Raw genomic sequence first — 16,779 nt, forward strand, 5'->3', positions numbered from 1 at the left:
TGTAGCGGGATTTCTGCAATGGCTTATCAAAAGAAGTACGTGCTGATCGCAGTGATCGGTGTGTGTGTGGCGTCTGGTGTGGCTTGGTGGGCACAGCGCCCTTCTTCGGGTGATCAGACGCCCAGCGCAGCGACAGCGCCAGGTGCAGCCAGGGCCCCAGCGGTGGAGGTCGCCAAAGTCACATCGATCACCTTGGTCGATGAAGCCCAGTCGGTGGGCAGTTTGCGGTCCCGCCAAGGCGTCATGCTCCGCCCGGAAGTGGCAGGGCGCGTGGCCAAAATCCTCTTCAACGATGGCCAGCGCGTGAGCAAAGGGCAGCTGCTGGTGCAATTGGATGATCAGCTGCAGGCCGCTCAGCTCTCGCAAGCCAAAGCCGAAATGTCGATTGCTGCCGCCAACCACAAGCGCAACCAAGAGTTGGTGGCTCAAAATTTCATCAGCAAACGTTCGCTCGATGAAAGTGCGGCCGCTTTGGAGGTCGCCCAGGCCAAGTTGGATTTGGCGCAGGCGACCTTGCAGCGCCTGAAGATCATCGCTCCATTCAATGGCGTCACGGGTCTGCGCCAAATCAACGTGGGCGATTACCTCAAGGATGGCGCCGATGTGGTCAACATCGAAGACATCGATGCTGTGCTGGTGGACTTTCGCTTGCCTGAGCGTTTTCAGGCCAAAGTACGCGCAGGTCAGAGCGCACAGCTGACCTTGGATGCTTTGCCCGGGCGCTCATTTGCCGCTGTGGTGCAGGCTGTCGATCCATTGATTGATGCCAATGGACGTTCGGTGGGTGTGCGTGGCTGCATTGACAATCGCCAGCAGCAGTTGCGCCCTGGCATGTTTGCACGCGTCAATGCCGTGTTTGGTTCTCGACCCTCGGCCTTGGTCATTCCTGAAGAAGCCATCGTGCCGCAGGGCGGGCGCACTTTCGTGGTCAAGGTCATTCCTGGTGACAAACCCGAGACATTGATATCGCAGCGTGTGCCTGTCAAAGTGGGTTTGCGCCAACCTGGCAAAGTGGAAATTCTGGAAGGGCTGGAACTCGATGACACCGTGGTGGTCGCCGGTCATCAACGCTTGCAAAAAGACGGTACGCCCGTGCGCGTGGTGGACATGTCTCGTCCAGCCAGTGGCAAGCCTGTGGCAGGGGCGGCCCCCTCCGCTTCAACGCCTGCAGTCGCAGCAGTCCCGCCTGCGTCTTCAGCGGGTTTGTCCCCAGCCGGTGTGGTGAACAACACGGGCAATCCGAATGTGGCCCGTGCAGCACCCGCGGCCAAGCCGCTGAGTGGCCCCAACCCTTGCTTGCGAGGTGCAGATGCAACTCGCTGAGACATCCATCCGCAGGCCCGTTCTGGCCGTCGTCATGTCGCTGCTGATCTTGCTGATCGGCGCGGTCAGTTTTGACCGTTTGTCGGTGCGTGAATATCCCAAGATCGATGAGCCGACGGTCACTGTGAGTGTCAAATACCCAGGCGCCTCGGCCGAGGTGATTGAGACGCAAGTGTCCAAACCCCTCGAAGACTCGATTGCGGGGATTGACGCTGTGGATGTGATCACGTCCATCAGCCGTGCCGAGCAGTCGCAGATCACGGTCCGTTTTCGCCTCGAAAAAGACGCTGACACGGCCGCCGCCGAAGTGCGTGACCGCACTTCACGCGTGCGCAACCGCTTGCCTCAAGCCATTGAAGAGCCGGTGATTGCCAAGGTCGAGGCCGATGCTTTTCCGGTGATTTGGCTCGCGTTTTCTAGCGACACGCTCAACCCCTTGCAGATCAACGACATGATCAACCGGGTGGTCAAACCCCGGTTGCAAACCGTCACGGGTGTGGCCGATGTGCGCATCTACGGTGAACGCAAATACGCCATGCGGGTCTGGTTGGAGCCCGAACGCCTGGCAGGCTACAAACTCACACCACAAGATGTGGAAGATGCGATCCGACGCAGCAATCTGGAGTTGCCTGCAGGACGCATTGAGTCGAGCAACCGCGAGTTCACGGTGACCTCGCAAACCGACCTCACGCGTCCGGCTCAGTTTGCCGACATCGTGATCAAAACGGTCAATGGTTTTCCCGTCAAAATCAGGGATGTCGCCAAAGTGGAAGAGGCTGCAGCCGATGAACGCAGCGCAGTTCGCTTGGCCGGTCGCCATGCTGTAGCTGCAGGTGTGATTCGTCAGGCCACGGCCAATCCTCTGGAGTTGTCCAAAGGCGTGCGCGACATGATGCCGCGTTTGGAGGCTGACTTGCCCCCTGGCATCACCATCACGGTGGCCAACGACAACTCGGTGTTCATCGACCGCTCCATCAAAAGTGTGTTCCAGACCATTGTGGAAGCCGTGGTTTTGGTGGCCTTGGTGATCTTTGTTTTCTTGCGTACCGTTCGCGCATCGATCATCCCGATCATCACCATCCCGGTCAGCTTGATTGGCAGCTTTGCCATGATGGCTTTGGCGGGTTTCACCATCAACACCTTGACACTGCTGGCGCTGGTGCTGGCGATTGGTCTGGTGGTGGATGACGCGATCGTGGTTCTGGAGAACATTTACCGTCACATCGAGGAAGGGTTGGACCCATTTTCGGCCGCCATCAAGGGCTCCCGTGAAATTGGCTTTGCGGTGGTCGCGATGACCATGACCTTGGCTGCGGTGTTCGCGCCCTTGGCCTTTACGCCCGGTCGTACAGGCAAGCTTTTCACGGAGTTTGCGCTGGCCTTGGCCGGCTCTGTGATCGTCTCCGGCTTTGTGGCCTTGACGCTGTCACCCATGATGAGTTCTAAGTTGCTCAAGCACAACCCCAACCCGGGCTGGTTTGACCGCACGATGGAGCGCTTGTTGACGGCTTTGTCGGATGCTTATGAGCGCTTGTTGAGCTGGGTCTTGCGCAAAGCGCGTTGGCTGGTGCTGTTGATCATGGTGGGTAGTGGCGTGGCAATTGCGCTGGTTTATCCCAGCATGAAGCAAGAGTTGGCCCCGATGGAAGATCGCGGTACTTTGTTGGCCACCGTCACAGCGCCAGATGGCTCGACCCTGGATTACACCGACCGCTATGCCAAAGTGTTGGAGCGCATGGGCGAGGCCTATCCTGAATTTGACCGCATTTTTGCCAACATTGGTAACCCCACAGTGGCGCAAGGATCGGTCATTTACCGTGCTGTTGATTGGGAAAAACGCCAGCGCACCACACTGGAAATTGCCCGTGAGTTGGGCCCGAAATTCAATGGTTTGCCCGGTGTGAACGCGTTTGCCATCACCCCGCCATCGTTGGGGCAAGGCTTTCGCGAGCGCCCCGTCAATTTTGTGATCCAAACTTCGGACAGTTACCAGAACCTGAATGCGGTGACGCGCGAAATTCTGGATGAAATTGCCAAGAACCCCGGCATCGTTGCGCCCGATGTTGATTTGCGCTTGAACAAGCCTGAATTGCGCATCGAAGTCGACCGCGCCAAAGCGGCCGAATTGGGGGTCGGTGTGGATGCTGTGGCCAAAGCATTGGAGACCATGCTGGGTGGGCGCGTGGTCACCCGCTACAAGCGGGATGCCGAGCAGTACGATGTGATCGTGCAAACACAGGCCTCTGGCCGTAACACGCCAGACGATGTGGAGAGCATTTACATCCGGGGACGCAACGACGCGATGATTCCGTTGTCAGCCCTCGTGAAAATCCGTGAAAGTGTGTCTCCCCGTGAGTTGAACCACTTTGGTCAGCGCCGATCGGTGTCGATCACCGCCAACTTGTCGCCGGACTATTCATTGGGTGAGGCCCTCAAGTTCCTCGATGCCACCGCAGCCAAAGTGCTCAAGCCGGGATACACCACCGAGCTCAATGGCACCTCGCGCGAATTTCGCAATTCGCAAGGTGCCTTGGTGATCGTTTTTGTGTTGGCGCTGTTCTTCATCTTTTTGGTGCTGGCCGCGCAGTTTGAGAGCTTCATCGACCCTTTCATCATCATGTTGTCGGTGCCGCTGTCCATGATCGGTGCTTTACTGGCACTCAAATGGACGGGGGGCTCACTGAATGTGTACTCACAGATCGGCTTGATCACCTTGGTCGGTTTGATCACCAAGCACGGCATTTTGATTGTCGAGTTCACCAACCAATTGCGTGAACAAGGCGTGGAGACCATGCAGGCCTTGGTCAAAGCCAGTGGCCAACGTCTGCGTCCGATCCTGATGACCACGGGTGCCATGGTGTTGGGTGCTGTGCCCTTGGCCTTGGCCAAAGGGGCTGGCGCTGAAAGCCGCACGCAAATCGGCTGGGTCATTGTGGGCGGCATGAGCTTGGGCACATTGCTGACCATCTTTGTGGTGCCCACCATGTACTCGCTGTTGGCCCGCAAGAGCGTGCCAGGCCCGAACAAGGCGCTTGCGCTGGAGGAGCCTGCGACAGGCGCGCATTGAGCCGAACCGATTGAGGTTTCAAATCCAAAGGGGCTGAAGAAATTCAGCTCCTTTTTTGTGGCGCTGCGGTCGTCAGAGGTGTCCGTCAAACATCATCACGTCCACCGCATCACCCACAGCCACGTTGCCTTGTGCATGTCCCAGCACGATCAGGCCGTTGGCCTGCACCATGGAGCTGAGCACACCCGAGCCTTGGTTGCCGGTGATGCTGACCTGCAACTCGCCCGCTGCATTGGTGCTGACGATGCCGCGCTGGTATTCGGTGCGGCCGGGTTTCTTGCGCAGCGCCTCGGTGCTCTTGGCTTTGAGCAGGGGCAAGGGCGGCGCTTGCCAGCCCATGAGCTGCTGCAGGGCAGGGCGCACAAAAGCAGCAAACGTCACCATCACCGCCACCGGGTTGCCGGGCAGGCCAAACAGCACGGCTGAGCGCTCACCCTGCGTGATGCGGCCCACCGCCATGGGGCGGCCGGGGCGCATGGCGATGCGCCAAAACGCCACATCTCCCAGTTTTTTCATCATGGCCTTGGTGTGGTCGGCTTCGCCCACGCTGACACCGCCGCTGGTGATGATGGCGTCGGCCTGCGCGGCGGCATCCACAAAGGCTTGCTCCAAGGCCGCCGGGTCGTCGCGCACCACACCCATGTCGATCAACTCGCAGCCCAGCGCCTGCACCAGGCCTGCCACGGTGTAGCGGTTGCTGTCGTACACCGCGCCTTCCCGGGGCGCTTCGCCCAGGCTCAGGATTTCGTCGCCGGTTGAAAAATAGGCTACTTTGGGCCTGCGCCAGACGGTGGCGGTGGGCAGCCCTAGGCTGGCCAGCAAGCCACAGGCGGCAGGTGTTAATCGGGTTCCCGCTGACAAAGCGGGTTTGCCTGCCATCAGGTCTTCGCCCAACAGGCGGCGGTTGTCGCCCGCTTGCAGCATGCCTGGCGGAATGTGGACCGTGTCACCCTCGGTTCTTACCAATTCTTGCGGGGCCACAGTGTCCAGCCCGGCGGGCATGATGGCCCCGGTCATGATGCGCACGCATTGGCCAGTTTGTACCGTACCTTGCCAGGCGGCGCCTGCGAAGGCGGTGCCCACCACTTGCAGTGGGGTGGGGCGGTCTGTCAGCAGTTGTGCACCGCACAGGGCGTAGCCGTCCATGGCCGAGTTGTCGTGCGGGGGCACACTGATGGGCGAGACCACATCGTGGGCCAGGATGCGGCCATGTGCCTGCATCAGCGGCACGGTTTCCAGTTCGCGCACTGGTTGCACCAGTTGGGCCAGAAAGTCGTTCACATGGCGTGCCGACAGGGCTTGCGGGTCGTAGCCTTGCAGGCGTTCGGCGATCTCGTTCAGGCTGAGGGGCGTGGTCATGGTGATGTTTGCACGGGCGTTGCGAGGCAACGGGCTTCAAAGGGCTTCGAGTTGCTGCAGTTCGGCCAGCGTGTTGGCGTTGGCAAAAGCGTTGGCGCTGTCGCCGCGCTGGTCAAAGGGCACGATGGCGCAGCGGTGCTGGGCCGTCCAAGCGTCGATCTTGCGTCCGCCGCTTTGGGTGAACTTGACCAGGCTTTCCAGCAAATCGGTTTTGAGCAGGCAAAACACCGGCTGGGCGCGCACCGCGCCATCGGCCTCGGGTGCGGCAGCCATCGCCATGTCGGCGTCTTGCTCGTCCATGGCTTGGTACAGGCGCTCGACCAAGTCGAGCGGAAACAGGGGCGTGTCGCAGGGTACGGTGAGCAAAAGCGGCGTTTCGCAGCGCTCCAGGCCCGTGAGGAAACCGGCCAGAGGCCCCGCATAGCCATCGATGCTGTCGGGCCAGACCGGCACACCCAGCGACTCGTAGGCGGCCAAGTTGCGGTTGGCGTTGATCAGCACTTCTTGCAGTGGCTGGCTTTGCAGCTGCAGGCGCATGAGCGTTTGCAGCGCCAGCGGCAAGCCGTGAAAGTTTTGCATGCCTTTATCTATGCCGCCCATGCGTGAGCCGCGCCCGCCCGCCAAAATCAGGCCTGTGATGGCCGGTGTTGTGTGGTTCATGGCGTTCAGCCTCCGATGTAGCTCATTTCCACCCGGCGGCCGGGGCCGCTGGCGGTGTCCGGCCCGCGCAGGCTGCGCAGCACCGAATATTGGTCAGTCCGCCCGCGCCAGATGGCGTCCACCGTGGCGGCCAGCGCGCTGTCGCTTTGCGCCGGGTCACGCAGCAGCTGGCGCAGGTCATAGCCCTGGCTGGCAAACAGGCACAGGTACAAGCGGCCTTCGGTGGACAAACGGGCGCGGTTGCAGTCTCCGCAAAAGGCCTGCGTCACGCTGCTGATCACACCGATCTCGCCCAGCGACGGGTCGTGTTCACCCTGTGCGTTGGCGTAGCCCCAGCGCTCGGCGGTCTCGCCCGGGGCGGCCGGGTCCAGCTGCACCAGCGGCAGCTCGGCATTCAGCAGGCGCACCACCTCGGCGCTGGGCAGCACCTCGTCCATGCACCAGCCATTGGTCGCACCCACGTCCATGTATTCAATGAAGCGCAGCACAATGCCCGTGCCCAGTAAATGCCGGGCCATCGGCAAAATTTCGTGCTCGTTGGTGCCGCGCTTGACGACCATGTTCACCTTGATCGGCCCCAGGCCAGCGGCCTGCGCAGCTTCGATCCCGGCCAGCACATCGGCTACCGGAAAATCCACATCGTTCATTTGGCGGAAGATGGTGTCGTCCAGCCCGTCCAGGCTCACCGTCACGCGTTGCAGGCCCGCGTCTTTCAGGCTTTGGGCCTTGCGCGCCAGCAGCGAGCCGTTGGTGGTGAGCGTCAAATCCAGCGGCTGGCCGTCGGGCGTGCGCAGGGCCGCCAGTTGTTCGATCAGAATTTCGATGTTCTTGCGCAGCAGCGGCTCGCCGCCCGTGAGGCGGATTTTGCGCACGCCCCGGCCCACAAAAACGGTGGCGATGCGGGTGATTTCTTCAAAGCTCAGCAGGTGGCTGTGCGGCAGGTAGGCGTAGTCCTTGTCAAAGACTTCCTTGGGCATGCAGTAACTGCAGCGGAAGTTGCACCGGTCCGTGACGCTGATCCGCAAATCGGTCAGCGGACGTCGCAGGCCGTCCAGGGGCAAAGTGCTCAGGTCATGACCCGCCAAGACGGGGGGCAAAGGCAAGCTGGGGTGGCGCTGGTCAACCAGCGGAATGACGCGTTCAGACATGGTCTCGATTGTGCCCCAGCCTCCGCGCCCCATGGATCACCTCGCGGGAAGACCCTTGCATTTGTCACCCCGGGCGAAGACCCGGGGTCCATCTCTCTTGCATGCCATGGATCCCGGATCAAGTCCGGGATGATGAATGCATGGATCCCGGATCAAGTTCGGGATGACCAATGCATGGATCCCAGCTCAAATCGAGGGAGCCAAAGCTTGGAGCGCCCATGAATTGGGGGGTACACAAAGGGGTTGAACCCAGTGGCTTCAGCCGTGCTGAATGGCCACCGTCTTGAGGGTGGTGAAGCCCAGCAGCGCCTCAAAGCCTTTTTCGCGGCCATAGCCCGAAGACTTGACCCCGCCAAAGGGCAGCTCCACGCCACCGCCTGCGCCGTAGTTGTTGATGAACACCTGACCGCTGCGCACGCGCTTGGCCATGCGGAACTGGCGGCCACCATCGCGTGTCCAGATACCGGCCACCAATCCAAACTCAGTAGCGTTGGCCAATTCGATCGCGTGGTCTTCGTCGGTGAAGCACATGGCCGAAAGCACCGGGCCAAAGACTTCTTCTTGCGCCAAACGGTGCATCACCGGCACATCGCGCAACAAGGTGGGGGCCTGGTAAAAACCACCCGCAGGCACGCCCGCAGCAATTTGCCCTTGGGCCACGGTGGCGATGCCATCCGCCTTGGCCTGGTCCAAAAAGCCGGTGACGCGCTCCAACTGGCTGGCGCGGATCAAGGGCCCCAAGTCCAGGTTCATGGCGGCAGAGCCCACTTGCAGGCGGCTGAAAGCCTCGCCCAAGCGCTTCAAAAGCGGTTCGTAAATGCCTTGCTGAATCAGCACGCGTGAGCCCGCGCTGCAGGTCTGGCCCGAGTTCTGCACGATGGCGTTGACCACCACCGGAATCGCCGCGTCCAGGTCGGCGTCGTCAAAAATGATCTGCGGGCTTTTGCCGCCCAGCTCCAGTGTCACGGGGCAGTGCCGCTCAGCCGCCACTTGCTGGATGAGCGTGCCCACGCGGGGGCTGCCGGTGAAGCTGATGTGGTCAATGCCTGGGTGGCGGGCCAGCGCGTCGCCCACCTCATGGCCGTAACCGGTGACGATGTTGATGGCCCCCGGCGGGAAACCCACCTCGGAGGCCAGCTGTGCCACGCGAATGAGCGATAGGCAAGCGTCTTCGGCCGGTTTGACCACGCAGGCATTGCCTGCCGCCAAAGCGCCGCCCACGCTGCGCCCAAAAATTTGCATCGGGTAGTTCCAGGGGATTACATGGCCCGTCACGCCATGCGGCTCGCGCCAAGTCAGCACGCTGTAGCCGTTTTGGTAGGGCAGGGTCTCGCCGTGCAGCTTGTCGCAGGCCCCGGCATAAAACTCAAAGTAACGCGCCAAAGCCACCGAGTCTGCAGCGGCCTGCTTGGTGGGCTTGCCGCAATCGCGCTGCTCCAGGGCGGCCAGTTCGGCGGCGTGCTCGCTCACTTTTTGCGACAGCTTCATGAGCAAGCGGCCGCGCTCCACGGCGGTCAGCTTGCCCCAAGGGCCGTTGAAGGCTGCCCGAGCCGCTTGCACGGCGGCATCGATGTCGGCCGCCTGGCTGCGCGGGATCTGATCGAACACCTGTCCGTCAGACGGGTCGAGCACATCGATGGTTTGCCTTGCCAGGGCGGGGACGGATTGGTTGGCGATGAAATTCAGTTGCATGGGCCCGATTGTGATCCCCACACAGTTTTTGGAAATCACGCCAGAGACAGCCTCAAACCGCTGGGGGAGGCGCAAGCCCGGTGAAAGTAAAATCGGGGTTAATCCCTAGGATTCCAATTCCCTCAACTTTTCCAACGAGACAACCATGTCCCTGAACAAAGTCACCCCTGGCAGCAAAGTTCCTGAAGCGTTCAACGTGATCATCGAAATCCCGATGAACTCCGACCCTGTGAAGTACGAAGTGGACAAAGAGTCCGGCGCTTTGTTTGTGGACCGCTTCATGGGCACCGCCATGCACTACCCCACCAACTATGGCTATGTGCCCCAGACCATCGCCGGTGACGGTGACCCGGTCGACGTGTTGGTGATGACCCCTTTCCCACTGCCCCCAGGTGTGGTCGTGCCTTGCCGCGCCATTGGTATCTTGCTGATGGAAGACGAAGGCGGCATGGACGGCAAAGTCCTGGCTGTGCCCACCGAAAAAATCCTGGCCAGCTACGCCAAGATCAAGTCGTTGGACGACATCCATGAGTTGCAACTCAAGCAAATCGCCCACTTTTTTGAGCACTACAAAGACCTCGAAAAAGGCAAATGGGTCAAGGTCAAGGGTTGGGAAGGCATTGAGTCGGCCCACAAGGAAATCCTGGACGGCATCGCCAACTACAACAAGGCCTGATCGCCGGTCTCAACGGCTTCTGCTGGAAGCCGTTGAAATCTCCCAAAACGCCTGTGCGGTACAAACCGTGCAGGCGTTTTTTTATGGGCCTTTCTTCAGGGGGGAATGCTGGTGCAAGGCGTCCAGATAGTTCTCCACCCCCGCTTTTTCCCGCTCCAAAAACCGCGCCACCGCTTCTGAAAACGCTGGGTGTGCCAGCCAGTGCGCGCTGTGGGTGGGGGTGGGCAGCAGGGCGCGGGCCATTTTGTGTTCGCCTTGTGCGCCGCCTTCAAAGCGCTTAAGGCCGTGCTGGATGCACCACTCGATGGGCTGGTAGTAGCAGGCTTCAAAGTGCAGGCAGTCCACCCGGGCCAGTGCCCCCCAATAGCGGCCATAGGCCACTTCGGGCTGGCCTTGGGCGTCCAGGTGCAGGCCGATCAGGCTGATGCCAATCGGCTGCGTTTCGTGTTCGGCCACAAACAACAGCCAGTTGGCGGCCATGTCGGTGCGCATGGCCTCAAAAAACGCCGGGGTCAGGTAGGGCGGGTTACCGTGTTCCCAATAGGTTTGCTGATAGCAGCGCAGCAGCAGGGCCCAGTCGCCTTCCGTCATGTCGGGGCCGCGCACGGCGCGAAACGTCACGCCCGCCTCCTGCACTTTGCGGCGTTCCTGCCGGATTTTTTTGCGCTTTTCTTGCGTCAGGCTGGCCAAAAAGTCATCGAAGTCGCGCCAGCCTTGGTTTTGCCAATGAAACTGCACCTGGTCGCGCTGCAGCAGTCCGGCTTGCTCGCAGGCTTGCAGGTCTTGCGGGCTGCCAAACAGGATGTGCAGGGACGGGATGCCGTTGCTTTGGCAAATGTCCAGCAAGGCGGCCAGCAGGGCTTGGCGGGCGTCGTCTGACTCGGCCAGCAAGCGGCTGCCGGGCACGGGTGTGAAGGGCGAGGCGACCAGGGCTTTGGGGTAGTAGTCGAGGCCATGGCGCTGGTAGGCGTCGGCCCAGGCGTGGTCAAACACGTATTCGCCGCGCGAATGGGTCTTGATGTAGAGCGGGCAAGCGGCGGCCAACACATCGCCTTGCGCGGTGCTGCGCCACAGGCTGATGACTTGGAGCGTCCAGCCGGTCTCGGGCGCGGCCGATTGGCTGGTCTGCATGGCCGACAAATAGGCATGTTGCATGAAGGGGGAGGGCGCATCTTGCCGGGCGAGCAAATCGTTCCAGGCTTCAGGCGCGATGGCGCTCAGGTCGTCTTGCACCCGGGTGACATAATTCAAGCTCACATTTTCCAGCACCTGTATGACTCTCCAAATTCGTGTGGCCCAGCTCAACTTTGTCGTCGGTGACATGCAGGGCAATGCCCGCAAGATCATCGATTTCGCCACCCGGGCGCATGCAGAGGGTGCGCGCCTGGTGTTGACGCCCGAACTCTCGATTTGCGGTTACGCGGCCGAAGACTTGTTGCTGCGCCCCGCCTTCATTGACGCCTGCGATGATGCCCTGAAAACAGTGGCCCGCGAACTGGCTGGGTTAAAAGGTTTGCATGTGGTGGTGGGCCACCCCGAAGGCGGCGGTCTGCGCACCCGCAGCGTGGCGGTGACGCGCCGCCACAACCGCGCGAGCGTGCTGTGCGAAGGGCAGGTGGTCTGCGCCTATGACAAGCGTGAGCTGCCCAATTACCAGGTGTTTGACGAGCGCCGTTACTTCACGCCAGGCAACGGCGTGGGGGTGTTCGAGGTTGAAGGCGTGCGGGTGGGCTTGCTGATTTGCGAAGACGCCTGGTTTGACGAACCTGCCCGCCTGGCGCGTGACGCGGGCGCACAAGTTCTGGCGGTGCTGAACGCGTCGCCTTTCCATGCAGGCAAGGGCCCGGAGCGCGAGCAGCGCATGCGCGAGCGCGTGGCCGATTGCGGCTTGCCCCTGATTTACGCGCATTTGGTGGGCGGCCAGGACGAGGTGATTTTTGAAGGGCGCTCGTTTGCTCTCAACGCCCAAGGCGAGACCGTGGCGCGGGCCGAGGGTTTCCGTGAATCGGATTTGGCAGTGCAAGCTGCAGTGAGCCAGCAGGGCCTGGCGTTGACCGCTGCGGCCGATGCGCTGGTGCCTTTGGCCAGCGCAGACGCTGAGCTGTGGGATGCGCTGGTGCTGGGCGTGCGTGACTATTTGGGCAAGAACGGTTTCAAGGGCGCGATTTTGGGCCTGTCGGGCGGCATCGATTCGGCGCTGGTGTTGGCGATTGCGGTGGACGCGATCGGGGCCGACAAGATCCACGCGGTGATGATGCCCTCGCCCTACACGGCCGACATCAGCTGGATCGATTCGCGTGACATGGTCAAACGCTTGAACGTGCGTTATGACGAGATTTCGATTGCGCCGCTGTTCGATGGCTTCAAACAAGCCCTTTCGGCGCAGTTTGAGGGGCTGAAAGAAGACACGACCGAAGAAAACATCCAGGCCCGCATTCGCGGCACCTTGCTCATGGGGCTGTCCAACAAGACCGGGGCCATTGTGCTGACCACGGGCAACAAGAGCGAGATGGCCACGGGTTACTGCACGCTGTATGGTGACATGGCCGGTGGCTTTGCAGTGATCAAAGACGTGGTCAAAACCCGCGTGTTTGACTTGGCACGCTGGCGCAATCTGAACGATCCGTATGGCACGGGCAGCCAGCCGATCCCTGAGCGCATCATCACCCGGCCACCGAGCGCCGAGCTGCGCCCTGACCAAAAAGACCAGGACAGCTTGCCCGCTTATGAGGTGCTGGATGCGATCATCCAGCGCTACATGGAAAACGACGAGGGCGTGGAGGCGCTGATTGCCGATGGTTTTGAGCGTGCCGATGTGGAAAAAGTGACCCGCCTGATCAAGCTCAACGAGTACAAACGCCGCCAATCGCCCGTGGGCATTCGCGTGACACACCGCAGTTTTGGCAAGGATTGGCGTTATCCTATGACCAACAAATTTCGCGCTTAACTTTTCCCAGAGGATTCCCCATGAAACAGATCACTGCCGTCATCAAACCTTTCAAGCTGGAGGAGGTGCGTGAAGGTTTGGCCGAATGTGGTGTGACCGGTCTCACCGTCACGGAAGTCAAAGGTTTTGGTCGTCAAAAAGGCCACACCGAGCTGTACCGCGGCGCTGAATACGTGGTCGACTTTTTGCCCAAGGTGAAGGTGGAGGTGGTGGTCAAGGACGATGACGTGGACCGCTGCGTGGACGCGATCATCAAAGCAGCGCGCACCGGCAAGATCGGTGATGGCAAGATTTTCGTGACTTCGGTCGAGCGTGTGGTCCGTATCCGCACGGGCGAGCAAGACGATACCGCCATCTGATCCCCACCAAGTCAGTGGGCTTTGGCGTTTTGCCACAGCCCCAGCTGGCTGGGTCAGATCAATTCAGTTCGAGCGGGCAGGCTCATGCCCGATTGTTCAACCAGCAACTGGAGCAAAGCCAGAGGCTCTGTGGCCGTGGTCACCAGTTCTGTTTGCCACGTGCCCATGAAGTCATGTGACACAACTTGATCGATGAAGGCCATCAGGCTGTCGTAATAGCCATGGCAGTTCAAGATGCCAATGGGTTTATCGTGGTAACCCAGTTGGCGCCAGGTCCAGACTTCAAACAACTCTTCAAAGGTGCCGATGCCGCCAGGCAAGGCCAAAAACGCATCGGCTTTCTCGGCCATCATTCTTTTGCGTTCATGCATGGTGTCCACCACATGCAGTTCGGTCAGGCCGTGATGCGCCCATTCTTTTTCAACCAAGGCGGTGGGGATGATGCCGACGACTTGTCCACCAGCGGCCAGGGTGGCCTGAGCGACGATGCCCATCAGGCCGTTGCGGCCACCGCCGTAAACAAGTTGCCCGCCGTGTGCGCCTATCCAGGTGCCGACTTGTCTTGCCATTTCGGCAAAACGAGGGTCATCGCCGTTGCGTGAGCCACAGTAAACGCAGATGGAAAATGCAGGTGCCTTCATGTCGAAGCGCTTGTTCAGGCCCGCAGGGCCTGGAGGATGGCCGCTGTCCAAATGCCGACGCACAGCAACAAGCTGAGCAAAACGGCTGCGCTGCCCATGTCTTTCGCACGTTTGGACAAGTCATGCCACTCGGGGCCGATGCGATCGATGGCCGACTCAATGCCCGTGTTGAGCAGCTCGACAATCATGACCAGTAAAACCGAGCCGACCAGCAATGCTGTCTCTGGCCAGCTTTGCCCGAGCCAAAAAGCCATGGGTATCAGAGCCATCGCAGCCACGGCTTCTTGGCGAAAAGCAGTCTCGTGCCAACCGGCTTTCAGCCCCTGAATCGAATAGCCACCGGCATGGAAAACACGGCTCAGGCCTTTGCGTGTTTTTTGAGCATTAACGGATTCTTTGGATGGGGTCTTGTCAAACATGGTGCAGGAAAAATGCGTTATGCGGCTGAGATCAATCGGGTGCCAGCCCATGCATCATGCCAAAACTGTTTTTGAGGGTGAAATCGGCTCAGCAAGGCCCAGATCACGATCCATCCGAGTGTGATCACACCCACTTCGGCAGCAGGCAAGGCAAAGGGCACGGTGAACGCCAAAGGCGGTAGGAACCAAGCCCAACTGAGCAGATAGCGAAGAAGCGCACGAGCCTGTGATAGAGGCTGGCCATGTGCATCAACAGCACGGATGTGCCAAGTTTTCATGGCCAGGGTTTGGCCGCGAGACCAAAACCATGTGAAGTAAATGCCCAGAACCAGAAACAAGAACGCTTGCATGCCCGGGCGGTGGTCCAGGGCGTGTTTTGTTTGGCTGAGTGTGCTGAAAAGATAACCCGAAATAAAGACGACGCCAAAAAGCAGCATGCCTTCGTAAAGCCAGCAGGCCATACGACGTTTCAAGGAAGGTGCAGTCAAATCGGTGGGTGTCTTCACAACGGGATCATGTTTCGTCACGAGGAAGAGCCTTCGGTGTGCGCGGGAGAGTCCATCGGTTGCTGGCTGTCGACCGCTTTAGGGGCTTTGGGTAGCAGGGTTTTCCGGTCCAATGGCGGTGCACTGGCGCCTGGGCGGGTGATGTCCTTGGCACTGTCGATTGTGCGCGCTTGCGGAGCCAGCAAACGAAGAGTTTCAGCGGGTTTGGAGATGGTGGCCGCACTTTTCGAGGGGCCGGTGGCACCAACAGAGAGCAAGCGCTTGTCTTCCGCAGACAGTGCTTGATAGGCTTCCCATTTGGCTCTCTTGTCCTCTTTGGGCAAGCTTTGTATGGCGTTGAAGTTGAACCGTGCGTGGTTGCGTTGCTGGGGGCTCAAGGCGACCCAATCGGCCATGCGTGTGTGCATGGTGCTTTGCTCATTGGCCGGCAATTGGCTGAAGTTTTGGGAAATGGCCAGCCATTTGCTCTGTTGCTGAGGTGTCAAGCTGCCCCATTGCGCAGCCAAGGGTGCTAAGGCTTGCTTTTGCTGAGACTTGAGCTCATGCCAGTGGCTGCCCGCCGCGGTCGCATTCGGGGTGGCTGGTGTAACAGCGGGCACTGTTTGAGCGGCACTGACGAAAAACCAGGCACCCAGCGCGATGCCGCAGCACAGTTTGAGCATGACGGCACAGTGCATGGCGTTTTTCGAAACTTCAGTCATTCTTGACACGGTCACTGAGCCCTTGTTTCAAAAATTGAACAAAGCCTGCATCTGCGTAGGCATCAGGAGGCAGTTCGTCTGTCAGCAAAGCCGAGTCGATGGCTGCAAGTTCGTTGGTCCGGCTGTCTTGCTGGATCCATTGAATGGCGCTCAAGCCCAACACCAAAGCCAGCAAGGGCAAAGCAGAAGCCAGAATGCTCCAGATGTTGAGGCCTTCATCGCCGGATGCGGTCAGGGTGCCATTGTTTTGAATACTTGTGTTTTGGGCAAACCCCAGCTGCATGACCGGTTTGCGTTGAGCCATGGCCAGTTGGCGGGCGACGCGCAGGCGCTCGGAGATGTCATGGGGCAAGCCAGGGGAGGCCATGCTCAGCTGAGCCGAAAAATGGCGGCCCAAACGGTCCATGTTGAGTTGTTCTGATGTATTTTGATTTTTCATGGTCTCAGTCCCTGGTTTTCCAAAGTTTTGCTCAGAGCCTGAATGGCCCGAGAACAATGGGTTTTGACGCTGCCTTCTGAGCAGCCCATCACGGCCGCGGTCTCCGCCACGTCCAGCTCCTCCCAATAACGCAGCAGGAAGGCTTCCCGTTGACGTGCGGGCAGGGCCATGACCGCTGTTTCGATGTGTTCAAGGGTTTGTAACCTGCCAATCCATTGTTCTGCACTCTCTGCGGCGGCCTCTTGCGTGCTGCTGGCATTGACTTCGAGCAGGTCGAAACCCCCGTCGCCTTCATCGGAGTCGAAGTCACTCAGGTTGGTGAACAGGGCATTTTTGGTTTTTTGCCGACGAAACCAATCCAGCACGGTGTTGGACAGGATGCGCTGAAACAGCAATGGCAACTCAGCGATCGGTTTGTCCGCGTAATTGGTACAAAGCTTGATCATGCTGTCTTGCACGATGTCCAAGGCCGCATCTTCGTCCCGCACATGGTAGTAAGCGCGCTTGAAGGCTTTTTTTTCCACGTTTTTCAGAAAGTCTGAAAGTTCTGAGTCCGATGCCAACTGTTTATGAGCCTTCGCGCGTGCGAGGCTGTTGCCTGTGTGTAATGAAAGAGTGCGCGATTCCAATAGATGGGCCGCGCTTTGTGAGCGAGATTATCTCACTGCCAAATCGCCTTGGTGATGTATGGCCGCAGGTTTTCGGAAATGAGCCGTACAAATGCGATAATGTCAGATTGCAATTGAAAAAAAGCAAACGGATCACCGTCCGGCACTTTTACAGTTTGGTGCCCATGTCGTTGGTCTCAAGTCCCAAAGCCACTTCAAAAGAGTCGAGCCCAG

At 59.7% G+C, this 16,779-nt stretch carries 16 protein-coding genes; 5 read left to right on the forward strand and 11 right to left on the reverse strand.

Going from position 1 to position 16,779, the window contains the following annotated elements; all coding sequences use genetic code 11:
- Positions 1-18: 18 nt before the first annotated feature.
- Together B9Z43_RS10340 and B9Z43_RS10345 are read left to right on the forward strand one after the other, a co-directional pair.
- The gene (locus tag B9Z43_RS10340; protein ID WP_108325135.1) at positions 19-1,323 is read left to right on the forward strand and encodes an efflux RND transporter periplasmic adaptor subunit; all 1,305 of its coding nucleotides are present in this window, start codon (positions 19-21) and stop codon (positions 1,321-1,323) included.
- Positions 1,310-4,390 (forward strand): efflux RND transporter permease subunit, encoded by a 3,081-nt coding sequence (locus B9Z43_RS10345; RefSeq protein WP_108325137.1) that lies wholly within the window; start codon positions 1,310-1,312, stop codon positions 4,388-4,390. The genes B9Z43_RS10340 and B9Z43_RS10345 overlap by 14 nt, the downstream gene beginning before the upstream one ends.
- 72 nt (positions 4,391-4,462) lie before the next feature.
- On the opposite strand, the gene glp is transcribed toward B9Z43_RS10345, so the two are convergent.
- From glp to B9Z43_RS10365, 4 genes are all read right to left on the reverse strand, one after another.
- Positions 4,463-5,749, reverse strand: a complete 1,287-nt coding sequence (glp, locus tag B9Z43_RS10350; protein WP_108325578.1) for a gephyrin-like molybdotransferase Glp — start codon at positions 5,747-5,749, stop codon at positions 4,463-4,465.
- Between the two features lie 36 nt (positions 5,750-5,785).
- Positions 5,786-6,409, reverse strand: coding sequence for a molybdenum cofactor guanylyltransferase MobA (gene mobA / locus B9Z43_RS10355; protein ID WP_108325139.1), 624 nt, complete (start codon positions 6,407-6,409; stop codon positions 5,786-5,788).
- Positions 6,410-6,414: 5 nt separating this feature from the next.
- On the reverse strand, positions 6,415-7,557 hold the full coding sequence (moaA, locus tag B9Z43_RS10360) for a GTP 3',8-cyclase MoaA (RefSeq protein WP_108325580.1): 1,143 nt from the start codon (positions 7,555-7,557) through the stop codon (positions 6,415-6,417).
- Between the two features lie 258 nt (positions 7,558-7,815).
- Positions 7,816-9,249, reverse strand: a complete 1,434-nt coding sequence (locus tag B9Z43_RS10365) for an aldehyde dehydrogenase family protein (protein WP_108325141.1) — start codon at positions 9,247-9,249, stop codon at positions 7,816-7,818.
- 145 nt (positions 9,250-9,394) lie between these two features.
- On the opposite strand from B9Z43_RS10365, the gene ppa reads away from it, so the two are divergent.
- Positions 9,395-9,925, forward strand: a complete 531-nt coding sequence (gene ppa / locus B9Z43_RS10370) for an inorganic diphosphatase (protein ID WP_108325144.1) — start codon at positions 9,395-9,397, stop codon at positions 9,923-9,925.
- An 81-nt stretch (positions 9,926-10,006) separates the two neighbouring features.
- Here ppa and B9Z43_RS10375 read toward each other — a convergent pair whose 3' ends face one another.
- Complete coding sequence (locus B9Z43_RS10375; RefSeq protein ID WP_108325146.1) at positions 10,007-11,194, reverse strand: GNAT family N-acetyltransferase; 1,188 nt, start codon at positions 11,192-11,194, stop codon at positions 10,007-10,009.
- Between the two features lie 4 nt (positions 11,195-11,198).
- Here B9Z43_RS10375 and B9Z43_RS10380 point away from each other — a divergent pair, with 4 nt between their 5' ends.
- Positions 11,199-12,872 (forward strand): NAD+ synthase, encoded by a 1,674-nt coding sequence (locus B9Z43_RS10380; protein WP_108325148.1) that lies wholly within the window; start codon positions 11,199-11,201, stop codon positions 12,870-12,872.
- Between the two features lie 20 nt (positions 12,873-12,892).
- A complete protein-coding gene (locus B9Z43_RS10385) occupies positions 12,893-13,231 on the forward strand; it encodes a P-II family nitrogen regulator (RefSeq protein ID WP_108325150.1) in 339 nt (112 codons plus the stop codon).
- A 53-nt stretch (positions 13,232-13,284) separates the two neighbouring features.
- Here B9Z43_RS10385 and B9Z43_RS10390 read toward each other — a convergent pair whose 3' ends face one another.
- From B9Z43_RS10390 to B9Z43_RS10415, 6 genes are read right to left on the reverse strand one after another with little or no spacing between them, the layout of a single operon-like run.
- Positions 13,285-13,872 (reverse strand): TIGR00730 family Rossman fold protein, encoded by a 588-nt coding sequence (locus tag B9Z43_RS10390; protein ID WP_108325584.1) that lies wholly within the window; start codon positions 13,870-13,872, stop codon positions 13,285-13,287.
- A 14-nt stretch (positions 13,873-13,886) separates the two neighbouring features.
- The gene (locus tag B9Z43_RS10395) at positions 13,887-14,291 is read right to left on the reverse strand and encodes a diacylglycerol kinase (protein ID WP_108325152.1); all 405 of its coding nucleotides are present in this window, start codon (positions 14,289-14,291) and stop codon (positions 13,887-13,889) included.
- A gap of 17 nt (positions 14,292-14,308) precedes the next feature.
- Positions 14,309-14,764: an RDD family protein gene (locus B9Z43_RS10400; protein ID WP_255417094.1), complete on the reverse strand. Its 456-nt coding sequence runs from the start codon at positions 14,762-14,764 to the stop codon at positions 14,309-14,311.
- A 50-nt stretch (positions 14,765-14,814) separates the two neighbouring features.
- Positions 14,815-15,474: a DUF3106 domain-containing protein gene (locus B9Z43_RS10405; protein ID WP_158270102.1), complete on the reverse strand. Its 660-nt coding sequence runs from the start codon at positions 15,472-15,474 to the stop codon at positions 14,815-14,817.
- A gap of 16 nt (positions 15,475-15,490) precedes the next feature.
- Positions 15,491-15,937: a DUF3619 family protein gene (locus B9Z43_RS10410; protein WP_108325158.1), complete on the reverse strand. Its 447-nt coding sequence runs from the start codon at positions 15,935-15,937 to the stop codon at positions 15,491-15,493.
- A complete protein-coding gene (locus B9Z43_RS10415; RefSeq protein WP_108325160.1) occupies positions 15,934-16,500 on the reverse strand; it encodes an RNA polymerase sigma factor in 567 nt (188 codons plus the stop codon). Before B9Z43_RS10415 ends, B9Z43_RS10410 begins: the two co-directional genes overlap by 4 nt.
- Positions 16,501-16,779 lie beyond the last annotated feature (279 nt).

This window comes from Limnohabitans sp. MMS-10A-192 (assembly GCF_003063335.1).
Lineage (GTDB): Bacteria > Pseudomonadota > Gammaproteobacteria > Burkholderiales > Burkholderiaceae_C > Limnohabitans_A.